11 protein-coding genes, 1 tRNA gene and 1 pseudogene are annotated in these 15,036 nt (G+C 68.4%); 10 read left to right on the top strand and 3 right to left on the bottom strand.

Translation table 11 applies throughout. The features are described 5' to 3' along the window. Positions 1–235: 235 nt before the first annotated feature. From htpG to ACFJIT_RS03765, 4 genes are all read left to right on the top strand, one after another. Entirely contained in the window at positions 236–2,158 is a 1,923-nt protein-coding gene (gene htpG / locus ACFJIT_RS03780; protein ID WP_379655088.1) for a molecular chaperone HtpG, read from the top strand. Positions 2,159–2,322: 164 nt separating this feature from the next. Next, complete coding sequence (gene ftsY / locus ACFJIT_RS03775; RefSeq protein ID WP_379655087.1) at positions 2,323–3,714, top strand: signal recognition particle-docking protein FtsY; 1,392 nt, start codon at positions 2,323–2,325, stop codon at positions 3,712–3,714. 99 nt (positions 3,715–3,813) lie between these two features. Further along, positions 3,814–4,869: an A/G-specific adenine glycosylase gene (gene mutY, locus ACFJIT_RS03770; RefSeq protein WP_379655086.1), complete on the top strand. Its 1,056-nt coding sequence runs from the start codon at positions 3,814–3,816 to the stop codon at positions 4,867–4,869. A gap of 1 nt (position 4,870) precedes the next feature. Continuing rightward, the gene (locus tag ACFJIT_RS03765) at positions 4,871–5,149 is read left to right on the top strand and encodes an oxidative damage protection protein (RefSeq protein WP_130521168.1); all 279 of its coding nucleotides are present in this window, start codon (positions 4,871–4,873) and stop codon (positions 5,147–5,149) included. Positions 5,150–5,152: 3 nt separating this feature from the next. Here ACFJIT_RS03765 and ACFJIT_RS03760 read toward each other — a convergent pair. After that, a pseudogene (locus tag ACFJIT_RS03760) lies at positions 5,153–5,617 on the bottom strand (DUF6491 family protein). Positions 5,618–5,697: 80 nt separating this feature from the next. Continuing rightward, positions 5,698–6,177: a DUF6491 family protein gene (locus ACFJIT_RS03755; protein ID WP_379655085.1), complete on the bottom strand. Its 480-nt coding sequence runs from the start codon at positions 6,175–6,177 to the stop codon at positions 5,698–5,700. A gap of 167 nt (positions 6,178–6,344) precedes the next feature. On the opposite strand from ACFJIT_RS03755, the gene ACFJIT_RS03750 reads away from it, so the two are divergent. Further along, a tRNA-Phe gene (locus tag ACFJIT_RS03750) sits at positions 6,345–6,420 on the top strand. An 893-nt stretch (positions 6,421–7,313) separates the two neighbouring features. On the opposite strand, the gene ACFJIT_RS03745 is transcribed toward ACFJIT_RS03750, so the two are convergent. Beyond that, a protein-coding gene (locus tag ACFJIT_RS03745) for an IS3-like element ISStma5 family transposase (protein ID WP_087944427.1) occupies positions 7,314–8,470 on the bottom strand; the annotation gives its coding sequence in 2 pieces (ribosomal slippage) (positions 7,314–8,230 and positions 8,230–8,470; 1,158 coding nt in all). Between the two features lie 470 nt (positions 8,471–8,940). Here ACFJIT_RS03745 and ACFJIT_RS03740 point away from each other — a divergent pair. The 5 genes from ACFJIT_RS03740 to ACFJIT_RS03720 all read left to right on the top strand — a co-directional run bounded on the left by ACFJIT_RS03740 (position 8,941) and on the right by ACFJIT_RS03720 (position 15,000). Next, positions 8,941–9,588 (top strand): TetR/AcrR family transcriptional regulator C-terminal domain-containing protein, encoded by a 648-nt coding sequence (locus ACFJIT_RS03740; protein WP_379655084.1) that lies wholly within the window; start codon positions 8,941–8,943, stop codon positions 9,586–9,588. 107 nt (positions 9,589–9,695) lie between these two features. Next, entirely contained in the window at positions 9,696–10,790 is a 1,095-nt protein-coding gene (locus ACFJIT_RS03735) for an efflux RND transporter periplasmic adaptor subunit (RefSeq protein ID WP_379655083.1), read from the top strand. After that, positions 10,787–13,876 carry an efflux RND transporter permease subunit gene (locus ACFJIT_RS03730; protein ID WP_379655082.1) on the top strand — a complete coding sequence of 1,030 codons (3,090 nt, stop codon included), beginning with the start codon at positions 10,787–10,789 and terminating at the stop codon, positions 13,874–13,876. Before ACFJIT_RS03735 ends, ACFJIT_RS03730 begins: the two co-directional genes overlap by 4 nt. Before the next feature lie 159 nt (positions 13,877–14,035). After that, positions 14,036–14,263, top strand: coding sequence for a hypothetical protein (locus ACFJIT_RS03725; protein ID WP_379655081.1), 228 nt, complete (start codon positions 14,036–14,038; stop codon positions 14,261–14,263). 185 nt (positions 14,264–14,448) lie between these two features. After that, on the top strand, positions 14,449–15,000 hold the full coding sequence (locus ACFJIT_RS03720) for a lipocalin family protein (RefSeq protein ID WP_379655080.1): 552 nt from the start codon (positions 14,449–14,451) through the stop codon (positions 14,998–15,000). Positions 15,001–15,036 lie beyond the last annotated feature (36 nt).

Raw genomic sequence — 15,036 nt, 5'->3', positions numbered from 1 at the left:
TGGCGATGATGGGGAAACCGGGGCCGGAGCGCAATTTCGCCCACTGGCCTTGCTTCTGTAAGAGCCGCCATGGCGGCGATGGGCTCTACCGGTAAAGCCCCATCGCCGCCATGGCGGCTCCCACAAAAGCCGGGCCGTCAATCGCCTGCCCGCCTTGAAATACTCCCCTGCGCCCACACCCGAAGAAGCCATCGGCGGCCGATCAGGCCGGTCCCACCACGGAGCAAGACGACCCATGACCACCGACACCCATCCGGAGACCCACAAGGAAACCCGCGGCTTCCAGACCGAGGTCAAGCAGCTGCTGCAGCTGATGATCCACTCGCTGTACTCCAACAAGGAGATCTTCCTGCGCGAGCTGGTCTCCAACGCCGCCGACGCGGCCGACAAGCTGCGCTTCGAGGCGCTGACCGACGCCTCCCTGCTGGAAGGCGACGGCAGCGACCTGCGCATCCGCATCTCCTTCGACAAGGACGCGCGCACGGTCAACATCGAGGACAACGGCATCGGCATGAGCCGCGAGGAGGCCATCGCGCACCTGGGCACCATCGCCAAGTCCGGCACGGCCGACTTCCTCAAGAACCTCTCCGGCGACCAGAAGAAGGACGCCAACCTGATCGGCCAGTTCGGCGTGGGCTTCTATTCGGCCTTCATCGTGGCCGACCAGGTCGACGTCTACAGCCGCCGCGCCGGCCTGCCGGCCAGCGAGGGCGTGCACTGGTCGTCCAGGGGCGAGGGCGACTTCGAGGTCGCCACGATCGACAAGCCGCAGCGCGGCACCACCATCGTGCTGCACCTGAAGGAGGGCGAGGAAGGCTTCGCCGACGGCTGGCGCCTGCGCGGCATCGTCAAGAAGTACTCCGACCACATCGCCCTGCCGGTCGAACTGCTCAAGGAGCAGCCCGCCCCGGCCGAAGGCGAGGCCCCGGCCGCGCCCGAGTGGGAAGCGGTCAACCGCGCCAGCGCGCTGTGGACCCGACCCAAGTCGGAGGTGACCGACGCCGAGTACCAGGAGTTCTACAAGCACATCGCCCACGACCACGCCGACGCGCTGGCCTGGAGCCACAACAAGGTCGAGGGCAAGCTCGAGTACACCTCGCTGCTGTACACGCCCTCGCGCGCGCCGTATGACCTGTACCACCGCGACGCGGCCAAGGGCCTGAAGCTGTACGTGCAGCGCGTCTACATCATGGACCAGGCCGACCAGTTCCTGCCGCTGTATCTGCGCTTCATCAAGGGCGTGGTGGATTCCTCCGACCTGCCGCTCAACGTCTCGCGCGAGATCCTGCAGAAGGGCCCGGTGATCGACTCGATGAAGTCGGCCCTGACCAAGCGCGCGCTGGACATGCTGGAGAAGCTGGCCAAGGACAAGCCCGAGGACTACGCCAGGTTCTGGAAGGAGTTCGGCCAGGTCCTCAAAGAGGGTCCGTCTGAGGACTACGCCAACCGCGAGAAGATCGCCGGCCTGCTGCGCTTCGCCTCGACCAAGTCCGGCACCGACGCGCAGGACGTGGCGCTGGCCGACTACGTGGCGCGCATGGTCGAAGGCCAGGACAAGCTGTACTACCTGACTGGCGAGAGCTTCGCCGCGGTCAAGGACAGCCCGCACCTGGAGGTGTTCCGCAAGAAGGGCATTGAGGTGCTGCTGCTGACCGACCGCATCGACGAGTGGCTGATGAGCTACCTGACCGAGTTCGACGGCAAGTCCTTCGTCGATGTCGCCCGCGGCGACCTGGACCTGGGCGCGCTGGAGTCCGAGGAGGACAAGAAGGCGCAGGAGCAGATCGCCAAGGACAAGGAGCAGCTGGTCGCGCGCCTGAAGCAGGCGCTGGGCGAGGACGTGTCCGAGGTGCGCGTGTCGCATCGCCTGACCGATTCGCCGGCGATCCTGGCCATCGGCGAGGGCGACTTGGGCCTGCAGATGCGCCAGATCCTGGAAGCCAGCGGGCAGAAGGTGCCCGAGGGCAAGCCGGTGTTCGAGTTCAACCCGGCCCATCCCCTGATCGAGCGCCTGGATGCGGAAAGCGACGAGGAACGCTTCGGCGACCTGAGCCGCGTGCTGTTCGATCAGGCCGCGCTGGCCGCGGGCGACAGCCTCAAGGACCCGGCCGGCTACGTGCGCCGCCTCAACAAGCTTCTGCTCGACCTGTCCCGCTGACCCACCCCAACCCCTCTCCCTCCGGGAGAGGGGTTGGGGTGAGGGTACGGCCAGCCCGCGGCATTCCCCACCTTCATTGCATCCCGTCGCAGCCCGCACACCAGGCCTTCCAGACCCCGGTGTTAGCATCTGCGCCCTCATTTTTCGCATTGCGAAGGCTGCACATGGTCAGTTTCTTCCGCCGCAAGAAGCCGCAGGACGCAGCGTCCGCCCAGGACGGCAGCACCCGCCGCTACAGCGTGGAAGAGCTGGCCGCCGCCTTCCCCGAGGCGCGTCCGGTCACCTCCGATGCCGCCGACGCGGCCGCCGCGCTCGAACAGGCGCGCGAAGTCGCCGACACCCTGCAGGCCGCCGAGCCCACGCCCGCACCGGTCACGCCCGAGCCCCAGCGCTTCGCGCCCGTCGCGCCGGCCCAGCCCGACGTCGTCGTGCCCGGCCCATCGCCACGGCAGCTGATCGATACGCCGGTTCCCGCCGCACCGGTGGCCGACGCGCCCGTCGCGGTCGCCGCCCCGCCCGCGCCGGCTCCCACACCTGCTGCACCGATCGCGCCGCCGCCCGTCGAAGCGCCGGTTCCCGCGCCCGACACCGCGCCCCGCCCCACCTCCATCGACAAGCCCGCCGCCGCCCCCGGCAAGACCGGCTGGCGCGAACGCCTGCGTGGCAGCGCCTTCGCGCGCAGCTTCGGCGGCCTGTTCTCGCGCAACCCCAAGCTCGACGACGACCTGCTCGACGAGATCGAGACCGCGCTGATCACCGCCGACGTCGGCGTGACCGCCACCACGGCCTTGGTCGAGTCCCTGCGCAAGCGCATGAAGGCGCGCGAGTTCGCCGATGCCAACGCGCTGCTGGCCGCCCTGCGCGCCGAGCTGATCGCCATCCTCCGGCCGGTCGCCGTGCCGCTGGCGATCGACCGCGACGCCAAGCCCTTCGTGGTGCTGACCGTGGGCGTCAACGGCGTCGGCAAGACCACCACCATCGGCAAGCTGGCCAAGCGCTTCAAGGACGACGGCTTCAGCCTGATGCTGGCCGCCGGCGACACCTTCCGCGCCGCCGCCGTGGCCCAGCTGCAGGCCTGGGGCGAGCGCAACGGCGTGACGGTCGTGGCCCAGGGCCAGAACGCGGATGCGGCCTCGGTCGCTTTCGACGCGCTGCAGGCCGGCAAGGCGCGCGGCACCCAGGTGCTGATCGCCGACACCGCCGGCCGTCTGCACACCCAGACCGGCCTGATGAACGAGTTGGGCAAGATCCGCCGCGTGCTCGGCAAGGTCGATGCCAGCGCGCCGCACGAGGTGCTGATGGTGATCGACGGCACCACCGGCCAGAACGCGCTCTCGCAGCTGCGCCAGTTCCATGCGGCCGTGGGCGTGACCGGCCTGGTGGTGACCAAGCTCGACGGCACCGCCAAGGGCGGCGTGGTGTTCGCCCTCGCCCGCGAGTTCAACATTCCGATCCGCTACGCCGGCATCGGCGAACGCCCGGAGGACCTGCGCGTCTTCGACGCCGAAGCCTTCGTCGACGCCCTGCTCCCCGAAGCCCTGGGCAGCGCCGCCTAATCGCAGTGCACTTGTAGAGCCGAGCTCGCTCGGCTGGGGCTGTCCGGTAGAACCCCAGCCGAGCAAGCTCGGCTCTACAAACCGCCGCTGAGCGCCAGCATGAGCCAGCCCATCGACACCTTCGCCACTCCGCTCCTGACCTGGTTCGACCAGCACGGCCGCCACGATCTGCCCTGGCAGCATCCGCGCACGCCGTACCGCGTGTGGCTGTCGGAGATCATGCTGCAGCAGACCCAGGTGCGCGTGGTCATTCCGTACTTCGAGCGCTTCCTGCAGGCGTTTCCCACGCTGCCGGACCTGGCCGCCGCAAGCTCGGACGAGGTGATGGCGCAGTGGGCGGGACTTGGCTACTACGCCCGCGCCCGCAACCTGCATGCCGCCGCAAAGCGCTGTGTCGAACTTCACGATGGCGAGCTGCCGCGCGACTTCGAGGCCTTGCATGCCCTGCCCGGCATCGGCCGCAGCACCGCCGGCGCCATCCTCAGCCAGGCCTGGAACGACCGCTTCGCCATCATGGACGGCAACGTCAAGCGCGTGCTGTCGCGCGTGCACGGCATCGCCGGCTGGCCGGGCCTGCCGGCCATCGAGAAGCAGTTGTGGGCGCTGGCGGTCGAACACGTCCAGCACGTGCCGCAGGGTCGGCTGGCCGATTACACCCAGGCGCAGATGGACTTCGGCGCCACGCTGTGCACGCGCGCCAATCCGGAATGCCTGCTGTGCCCGGTCTCGCCGCAGTGCGTCGCCTTCCGCGACGGCCTCACCGAGGCCCTGCCCACGCCCAAGCCCGGCAAGCCGCTGCCCGAGCGCAGCGCGGTGATGCTGATGGCCTTCGACGCGCAGGGCCGTGTGCTGCTGCAGCGCAGGCCACCGGTGGGCATCTGGTCCGGCCTGTGGTCGCTGCCGCAGGCCGACAACACCAACGCCGCGCGCGCCTGGTTCGACGCGCACCTGGCCGGCGACTTCGACGCCGCCGACGAACTGCCCGACACTCCGCACACCTTCACCCATTACCGCCTGCACATGCAGCCGCTGCGCTGGGCGCGCCTGTCGCCGCGCGATGCGGTGGGCGACAATGCGGACCTGCGCTGGGTCGCCCCGGCCGAACTGACCACGCTGGGCCTGCCTGCGCCCATCCGCAAACTCCTGGATGCCTGACATGCCCCGCACCGTGTTCTGCCAGTACGAGAAGAAAGACGCCGAAGGCCTGGACTTCGTACCCTATCCGGGCGAGCTGGGACAGCAGGTGTTCGCCCATATCGGCAAGGCCGGCTGGGCGGCGTGGCTGGCGCACCAGACCATGCTGATCAACGAGAACCGCCTCTCGCCGCGCACGCCCAAGGACCGCGCCTTCCTGGAAGCCGAGCTGCGCAAGTTCCTTTTTGGCGGCGACGCGGAAAAGCCCGCCGGCTACGTCGCGCCAGACCCGCAGGCCTGAGCCTCAGCTGCCGGCGTCGGCGGCCTCGCGTTCGGCCAGCCTCGCCTCGCGCAGCGCCTGTTCCGAGGCGCGGATGGCCTAGGTGTCGAGCCTGCGGATGCTTTGGATCCGGCAGCTGACGTGAAAGCCGGCCGGGCGGTCGATGACCGTCACCCGATCCATGCCCGCCGACACCTGCCCAAGCAGGTTGCTGATCAGGATCGTGGTCGCGTTGTTCAGCCCGTTGCAGCTGTTGCCCAGATCCAGCAGATAGGCCTCGTTGGGGCGGGTCCAGACCGCCACGGCCTCATCCCCCAGCGCGGTCCAGCCGATCAGGCGGTCCGCATTGCTCAGGTCCTTCTGCGGCGCGCCGGCGTGGGCGCGGTACAGCGCCAGGCGCTGGCTGTCGCTCAGCCCGGTGGTGGCGCAGCCGGCCAACAGCAGCGTGGCCGCAAGCGCCAGCGTCGGCAGGGATGTCCATCGGCTCATGGCGGATCTCCTTCTTGCGTGGCGGATGCCAGGGGTCGATCAGAGCGCCGAGCGCGCAAGCGCGCCGTGATGGCCGCCGGTCATGGGTTACCCGCCGGCGGCGTGCCGGCCTGGCGTTCGGCCGCGTTGGCCTGGCGCAGCTGTTTCTGCGCCTGCCGCAGGGCCTTGACGTCCAGCGGCCGGATCTCGGCGATCCGGCACGGCATGCGGAAGCTGTTCTGCAGCCCGCCCAGCACCAGCACGTCGTCGAACTTCGCGTAGACCCGGCCGCCCTGGCTGGTCACGGTGATGGCCGGCGCCGAATCCAGATCGACGCAGCGCCCGGTCAGCTCCAGCAGGTAGGCCTCACTGGGCCGGGCCCACACCGCCAGCGCCGCATCGCCCAGCGGCGACCAGCCGTTGAGCTGGCCGAAGACGGTGAAGCTCTTGACCGGCTCGCCGGCGTGGGCCTGGTACAGCGCCAGTTCCTGCGCATCGGTCAGCCCGGTGGTGGCGCAGCCCGCGCCGAGGGCGGCCAGCAGGCCGGCGGCGAGCAGGCGGGCGAATCGCGGACGTTGCATGCGGCGTCTCCGGTGGCGAACCGTGTCGGGGACAGCGATGATGCACCCGGCCCCGCCGGGTCGGCACGGCCGCGCGGCGACACGTTCAGTGATCAGGCGTCTTGCCGGATCGGGAATCCATCCGTATCATGCGCGCCTCGCTTCGGCTCGGCCGCAAGTGCAGCACTGGCCGGGTAGCTCAGTTGGTAGAGCAAGGGATTGAAAATCCCTGTGTCGGGGGTTCGATTCCCTCCCCGGCCACCATCTAGGTGGCGAAAGTTGTAGCGATTCAATTACTTAGGCCATCCGCGAGGGTGGCCTTTGTCGTTGTACGAACATCAGCACGAAAAAGCCACTTCTGATCGCGCTGATTGTCACGAGTCTCGGTGACTCCCGCTTCGATCAAGCCAATGAGCTTGACTTAGCCCAAAGCGCCGCTCGCTACGCTGATAAGTTGAGCAAACGCGTCTCTTTCAAGAGATGGCGCATGGCCATACTCGCTCCCAGATCCAGGACAAGCCGGCGGGAAGGGAGCCCAGCCTCTTACATGTGTTGTTGTGGACGCCATATTGGCACTACAGCCATCTTGATGCTTATTACGGCCTACTTGGCCTACTTGAATTGGCATGGGCTGCACCCTGCTTGTCAGATGGTCGCAACTTCGAAAGGACGCGGCGAATAAGGCTATAACTGAATGGCCTCAACCATGAGGCGAACTAAAGGAGTAGTGAAATGTTCCTCAGGACCATTGTTATGACCGCCGCTGCCATGGTTGGCTTCGCCGGTGCTGCATCAGCGGCCACTCCAAGTCCAAAATGCGATGGATGTATCCAAGGGTACCGGGACTGCGTCCGTGAATTTGGCGAGTCCGCACCGGTGTGTGTCCGAAAGCAAGCCACCTGCGTGATGATCTGCGAATGGGAAGTGCCGTATGCAAAAGCATTGCCCAAACAGAATCCAGTTTCGCGCGGGCCAGGTTTGAGCCTCTCGGAAATGGCACTGAGCCAGCCTTCGCAGCAGCCCTCAGTCGGCTCCTGATAGCAACGCGCCTTGGTCTCACGACCAAGGCGTTTCATTGAGAGTGGGTCACTCTTTTTCTGACCTAGGACAATGTCCTTGCCATTCAGGCCCTCGGTGCCGGTTTTGGTGTGCGGGTTCTACCCCGAAATCACGGACGGTTGTAAAAGGGCTGAGAACTTCTGGTCTTGCCTGGCGACCCTTCGTCGCATCCTCGGGTTGTGGAACCGCTCGATGTATTCGAACACATCCGCCCTCGCGGCATCGAGCGTTGGGTAGGTCATGCGGTAGACCCGCTCGCGCTTGAGCAGGCCGAAGAAGCCTTCGCACGCGGCGTTGTCACCGCAGTGGCCCACCGCGCTCATCGAGCACACCAAGCCGTTGGCCGCCAGGTAACGCTGGTAGTCGCCGCTTCGGAACTGGCTGCCACGGTCGGAGTGCAGGATCAGTGGATGGCTGCCTTGGCGCTGCCAGACCGCCATCTGCACGGCCCTGATCACCATCTGACGATCCTGACGATGATGCATTGACCACCCCACCACCCGCTGGTCAAACAGGTCCAGCACGATGCACAGATACAGCTTGCCTTGCCGGGTCTTGAGCTCGGTGATGTCGGTGACCCACCTGGTCTCCGGCTCCAACGCGGTGAAGTCCCGCTCCAGCAGGTTGCGCACACCCGGCGGCGTCAGCGCCGGCTTGCCGCGCTGGCCTCGCCGCTTCGGTCGCGGCCAACCCTGCAGGCCATCGGTCGCCATCAGACGCGCCACCCGGTTCAGGCTCGCCGTCTCGCCTTCCTCGGCAAGGTCTTCATGCATCCGGCCGGCGCCCAATGTGCCCCGGCTGTCCTCATGCAACTCACGGATCCGGCCGAGCAAGCGCTGGTTGTCGCGCTCCCGGGCACTGGGCAAGCGCTTACTCCAGTCGTAGTAACCGCTGGCCGAGACCCGCAGGCAACGACACATCAGTCGCACTGGAAACTCATCGCGGCAACGTTCGATCACCTGATACCTCAGGATGATCCCTTGGCAAAGAACGTCGCCGCTTCTCGCAAAAAATCCCGCTCCTTCTTCACCCGGGCCAGCTCGCGCTTGAGCCGCGCCAGTTCCTCGTCCCGGGGCGTCCCGGTGCCACCGAAGGCCACCTGGCCCCGGCTCTGGGCCTCCCGCTTCCAGCGGGTCAGCAATGCATCCCGGATCCCCAGCTCCCGGGCCACCTGGGCACAGCTGACGCCCGGCTGGCTGGCCTGCTCAACCGCACCGCGCTTGAACTCGGTGCTGAACTTCCTTCGCTTCGACATGAACACTCCTCATGGCCTTGATCGGCCTTCTCGTAAGTGTCCGTGAAAACGGGGGTGAACCCTGCTCAGTACCAACCGGCATCGCAGTCCCGACAATGATGGTCCTCATTCGAATCTCTTGTGCGGAAACTATCCCCCGGTGGCTTTAGGCCGTACGGTCGGCTTGGACGCAAATATCCTCACGCTTGGCTCAGTTACCAACGCTCACGAAGGTCAATGCCTTATCGCAGGCACGACGCGCCACTGGCCCTCATAGCACCATAAAAATCCACCTTGGCGAGCTGGTCCCCATCGCTTCACGGATTGAGCCCCCCCCTGACGCCACCGCACATTGGCACACACGCGCCTGGGCGAACCGCTCGACGATAGCTGCCATTCCCTTCTGCAGCCTCAGATCCAAGGGATTTGCCATCTCGCCCTAACACCGTTAGAGTCCGCAGCCTAACGCTGTTAGACGCCACGCCACGCCCATGCGCAGCCCGCTCACCCAGGACCACATTCTCCAAGCGGCGTTTCGCCAGCTCGACGAGGCGGGCATGGAGGGCATCAGCCTGCGCAAGCTGGCGTGCAATCTGGGGATCCGTGCGCCGTCGCTGTATTGGCACTTCAAGAGCAAGCAGGCGCTGATCGATGCGCTGGCCGATGCGCTGATCGCCGAGGTGGCGCGCGACATCCCACAAGGACAGGACTGGCGGACCACGATGCATCAGATCGCAAGCGAGTTCCGCACCGCGTTCAAGGCGCATCGCGATGGCGCGCGCGTGTTCGCGGGCACCTTCCTGGCCACCGAGAACATGCTGCGCGTGGGCGATGCGACCATCGCGGCGCTGATGCAGGCCGGCGCGCCGGTGGCGTTCGCCGCGAGCACGGCGCTGGATTCGGTCTACTACGTCATGGGCTTCGTGATCGAGGAGCAGTCGCTGCCGACCCACCCCGACGCGCTGGAAGGCGTGCAGCAGGCGTTCTTCGAACTGGCCAGGGCGCGCTTCCCGCACTGCTGGGAGGCGCGCGAGGTGCTGGCCGAGCCAAACTTCGACGCGCGCTTCCGCAACGGCATCGACCTGCTCCTGGACGGGGTCGAGCAACAGATCCGCCGGCAATCCGCCGTCTCAACCTGACGCCATCCGGGACCCATCCCGGACCAGCGCTGTTTCCACCAGCCATGTGCGGGCCGACCGGCGCCCAAGCACCAGCCAGCACTCCACCTCTTGCCTCTGGTTCCTCTATGCGTGCGCCACTCCTGCGTTGGTCCCTGCTGTTCGCCGCCCTGCCCCTGTTCGCCGCCTGTGGCGGCGGTGCCAAGGACAAGCCCGTGGAGGGCTCCTCGGCACTCGCCGTTGCGCTGACGCCGGCACGCATCTATCCGCTGGCGCGCAGCGTGATCGTGTCCGGCCCGGTGTCGGCGTATGAGGAGATGCAGCTCGGCGTCGAACTGAGCGGCCAGCGCATCACGCGTCTCAACGTCGATGTCGGCCAGACGGTGAAGCGGGGCCAGGTCCTGCTGGAGCTGGACCATCGAACGCTCGACAGCGAGGTGGCCCAGGCCGATGCCGCCGCCCAGCAGGCCAAGGCCGCGCTGGAACTGGCGCGGGCCAAGCAGACGCGTGGCGAGAAGCTCGCGGCCTCGCAGCTGATCAGCGCCAGCGACCTGGACGAGCTGCGCGCCACCGCGACCCAGGCCCGGGCGCAGCTGGCGACCGCGCGCGCCGCGCTGGACGCGGCGCGGCTGCAGCGCGATTTCGCCGAGCTGCGTGCGCCCGCCGATGGCGTGATCTCCAAGCGGCTGATCCAGCCCGGCCAGGTCGTCGCGGCCGGCAGCGAGCTGCTGCGCCTGATCCGCGACGGCCGCCTGGAATGGCGCGCCGAACTGCCCGAAGCGCAGCTGGCCGACGTGGCCGTCGGCAACCCGGTCGCCCTGACCTATGCCGGCCAGCCGATCGCCGGCCGCGTGCGCGCGGTGACCCCGGGCGTGGATGCGCAGACGCGCACCGGCACGGTGTATGCGGACCTGCCCGCGCCCGGCCCCCTCAAGCCGGGCACCTTCGTCGAAGGCCGCATCCTCACCGGCGATGGCCAGGCGCTGATGGTGCCCAGCGCGGCCATCGTCCAGCGCGACGGCCACAGCTATGTGTTCACGCTCAAGGACAAGGGCAGCGTGGCCCGCCGGCGCGTGCGCACCGGCCAGACCGTGCAGGCCCGCACCGAGATCGTCGAAGGCCTGAAGGACGGCGAGCAGGTCGTGTCCGAGGGCGCGGGCTTCCTCGGCGACGGCGACCGCGTGCGCGTGGTCGAGGCCGGCAAGGGGGCGCGCGCGCCATGAACTTCTCCGCCTGGGCCATCCGCCGGCCGCTGCCGGCGCTGATGCTGTTCTTCGTGCTGTGCGTGGCCGGCCTGTGGGGCTTCCACGCGCTGCCGGTCGCGCGCTTCCCCGACATCGCCTTTCCGATGACCACCGTCACGGTGACCCAGCCGGGCGCCTCGCCCAGCCAGCTGGAGGCCGAGGTCACGCGCAAGGTCGAGGACTCGGTGGCCACGATCAACAACGTCAAGCGCGTGATGTCCACGGTCAGCGAGGGCGTCAGCACCACCAGCATCGAGTTCCAGCTGGAGGCCGATCTCGGCACCGCGCTGGACGATACGCGCGATGCGGTCACCCGCATCCGCACCGACCTGCCGCAGGACATCCAGGAGCCGGTGATCTCCAAGGTCGACATCGGCGGCTCGCTGATGACCTACGCGCTGGTCGCCCCGCAGATGAGCCCGGACGAAGCCAGCTGGTTCGTTGACCGCGAGATCTCGCGCGCGATGTACGGCGTGCCCGGCGTGGCGCGGGTCACGCGCGTGGGCGGCGTCGAGCGTCAGGTGCGCGTGGACCTGGATCCCAACGCCCTGCTCGCCTTCGGCATCACCGCCGGCGCTGTCTCCCAGCAGCTGGCCAAGATCCAGGTCGAACGCGCCGGCGGCAAGGCCGAGCTGGACGGCGCGCAGCAGACCATCCGCACGCTGGGCACGGTCGCCGACGCGCAGGCGCTGCGCGACTACTCGATCAGCCTGCCGGACGGGCGCTCGGTGCGCCTGTCGGCGCTGGCCACGGTCACCGACGCGGCGGCCGACCCCACCCAGGCCGCGCTGCTGGATGGCAAGGAGGTGGTGGCCTTCTCGATGTCGCGCACGCGCGGCTCCAGCGAGGTCAAGGTCGAGGCCGGCGTGCACAAGGCGCTGGACGCGCTCAAGGCGTCCCACCCCGGCGTGGACTTCCGCCTGGTCACCACGGCCATCGACGAGACCCATCGCTCCTACGATTCGTCGATGACCATGCTCTACGAAGGCGCGCTGCTGGCGCTGCTGGTGGTGTGGGCCTTCCTGCGCGACTGGCGCGCGACCTGGGTCTCGGCGCTGGCCCTGCCGCTGTCGATCATCCCGACCTTCGCGGTGATGCACTGGTTCGGCTTCACGCTCAACATCATCACCCTGCTGGCGCTGTCGGTGGTGGTCGGCATCCTGGTCGACGATGCGATCGTGGAGATCGAGAACATCGTGCGTCACCTGCGCATGGGCAAGGCGCCGCTGGAGGCCGCACGCGAGGCCGCCGGCGAGATCGGCAACGCCGTCATCGCCACCTCGCTGACGCTGGCGGCGGTGTTCGTGCCGGTGGCCTTCATGCCGGGCATCGCCGGCAAGTTCTTCCGCGAGTTCGGCTGGACTGCGGCCACCGCGGTGCTGTTCTCGCTGCTGGTCGCGCGCCTGCTCACGCCGATGATGGCCGCCTACCTGCTCAAGCCGCATGGTGAGGAAAAGGGCGAGTCGCGGCTGATGACCTGGTACCTGGGCTGGGTGGACGCGGCGCTGCGCCATCGCGGGCGCACGCTGTGGATCGCGGCCGGGCTGTTCGTGGCCTCGCTGGCGCTGGTGCCGCTGATCCCGGCGACCTTCATCCCGCAGTCCGACCTGGGCCGCAGCAACCTCAGCCTGGAACTGCCGCCGGGCACGCGGCTGGAGGACACCGTGGCCGTGGCCGAACGCGCGCGCGCCCTGCTCAAGGACATGCCCGAGCTCAAGCAGGTCTACACCGCCGTGGGCAGCGTGCTGGACCTGGGCGACCCCTCCACCACCGGCGTGGCCGATCCGCGCAAGGCGACCCTGGTGCTGGATTGGGGCGCGGCCGATACGCGCAAGCGCGACCAGCGCGCGCTGGAGCGCGACGCGCGGGCGCGGCTGGCCGATCTGCCCGGCGTGCGCGTGAGCTATGTCAGTTCCGAACCGGGCAACCTGCTGCAGCTGGTGCTGTCCGGCGACGATCCGCAGCACCTGCAGGACGCCTCGCTGGCGCTGGAACGCGACCTGCGCGACATCCCGGGGCTGGGCAGCGTGACCTCGACCGCCTCGCTGCTGCGCCCGGAGATCCAGATCGTGCCCAACCCGGCGCGGGCGGCGGACCTGGGCGTGTCCACCGCCGACATCGCCGAGGCGGCCCGCATCGCCACGGCGGGCGACTACGAGCAGCGCCTGGCCAAGCTCAACCTGCCCGATCGCCAGGTGCCGATCCGCGTCGGATTCTCGCAGGCCACGCTGTCCAACCCCGCGCTGATCGGCCAGCTGCGCGTGCCCGGCCGCTATGGGTCGGTGCCGCTGGCGGCGGTCGCCGACATCGAGCTGGGCAGCGGCCCCTCGCAGATCTCGCGCTACCAGCGCCAGCGCAACGTGACCCTCACCGCCGAGCTCAACGGCCGGCCGCTGGGCGATGTGATGGAGACGGTGCAGAAGCTGCCCAGCGTGCAGCACCTGCCGCCGGGCGTGAGCTTCCTCAACACCGGCGATGCGGAGGTGTTCGTGGAACTGTTCGTCGGCTTCCTGCTGGCCATGGCCGCCGGCATCGCGTGCATCTACATGGTGCTGTTGCTGCTGTTCAACCACGCGCTGATGCCGCTGACCATCCTGATCGCTGTGCCGCTGTGCGCGGGCGGTGCGTTCGGCGCGCTGCTGCTCACTCAGAACATGCTCTCGCTGCCGGCCCTGATCGGCCTGCTGATGCTGATCGGCATCGCCACCAAGAACTCGATCCTGCTGGTGGATTACGCGGTGATCGCCGAGGACGAACACGGCCTCAGCCAGCACGACGCCCTGATCGATGCCTGCCGCAAGCGCGCCCAGCCGATCATCATGACCACCCTGGCCATGGGCGCGGGCATGATGCCGATCGCGCTGGGCTTCGCTGGCGATTCCAGCTTCCGAGCGCCGATGGCCATCGCCGTGATCGGCGGTCTGGTCACCTCCACCCTGCTGAGCCTGATCGTGATCCCGGCGGCCTTCACCCTGATCGACGACATCGGCGAATGGCTGTCGCGCAAGCTGCGGCGGCGCTCTTCGCATCCGGACGCCAGCGCGGCCTCGCAGCCGGGCGCCTGATGGCGGCGGGCGGCGGGGCGCCGGAGTGGCCCCGCCGCCCGGACTTCGCTTCCCGCGATCGCACTGTCCATCGTCACCCGCTCACCACCAAACTGTGACGGGTTTTTCGCATGAGCGGGCTTACGCTGGAGCCTGGGTTCAACTGCGACGGGGGAACGATTGGAACGCAGGGTCGGGGACTACGAGGTGGTGACCTCGTTTCTGGTGGACACGTCGAATCGCTGCCTGCGCGGCGTGCTGATGGTCTATGGGCCAGACGGCGCGCTGCTGCGCACGATTCCCTCCACCGCCCCGTCCGTGTCGCGCGCGGACATGGAAGAGCGCATGCGCCGCCTGCTGGAGTCCATCGACAACATCTCCCCGGACGGCACCCCGCGCTACCGCTGATCGCCGGCGGCGTGACGCCATCCGGCCCCTTCCGCTACCCGCCTGATCCAGAGACGTGGGCACCCATCAGCGTCTCGCTGTTGGGGCGACGCCCGTGCCGACCGCAATCGCCTTGAAGTCGTGCAGGTGCGCCTCGCGGGCGAGCCCTCGCTGGGCCAAACTGGGCGTCCCCGACGGAGGCCCGCATGTTCCGCATTCCCACCCCGCTGTCCTGCCTGGCATTGCTGGCGCTGTGGCTGCCCGGCTCGTCGCCTGCCGCCGAGCCGGCGCTCTCCTCGGTGCCCGCGCTCGACATCTCCCGTTACGCCGGGCAGTGGCACGAGATCGCCCACCTGCCCAACCGCGTCCAGGAAGATTGCGCAGGCGAGATCACCGCCACCTACACCCTGCGCGCCGCCGGGCACCTGGGAGTGCGCAACGCTTGTATGGGCAAGGACGGCCACCGGATCGTGGCCGACGGCGAGGCGCGCCCGGTCGCCGGCCAGCCCGGCCAGCTGCAGGTGCGCTTCGCGCCCGGCTGGCTGTCCTGGCTGCCGTGGGTGTGGGCGGACTACTGGGTGATCGACCTGGACCCGGACTACACCTGGGCCGTGGTCGGCGAGCCGGGCCGAGACTACTTTTGGATCCTTTCGCGCGAGCCGACCATGGACCGCACACTGTTCGAGGCGATCAAGCTGCGCGCCGGCCAGCTCGGCTACGACCTGTCCGACCTGGTGGTCAGCGCGCCCCTGCGCTGAAGGCCGGCCACCCCCGCGTGTATCCTCGCCCGCGTC

It is taken from the genome of Pseudoxanthomonas sp. UC19_8 (assembly GCF_042700505.1).
Classification (GTDB): Bacteria; Pseudomonadota; Gammaproteobacteria; order Xanthomonadales; family Xanthomonadaceae; genus Pseudoxanthomonas_A; species Pseudoxanthomonas_A winnipegensis.
The sequence above is the reverse complement of the archived record's forward strand: the minus strand, read 5'-3'. Positions and strand labels throughout refer to the sequence as shown.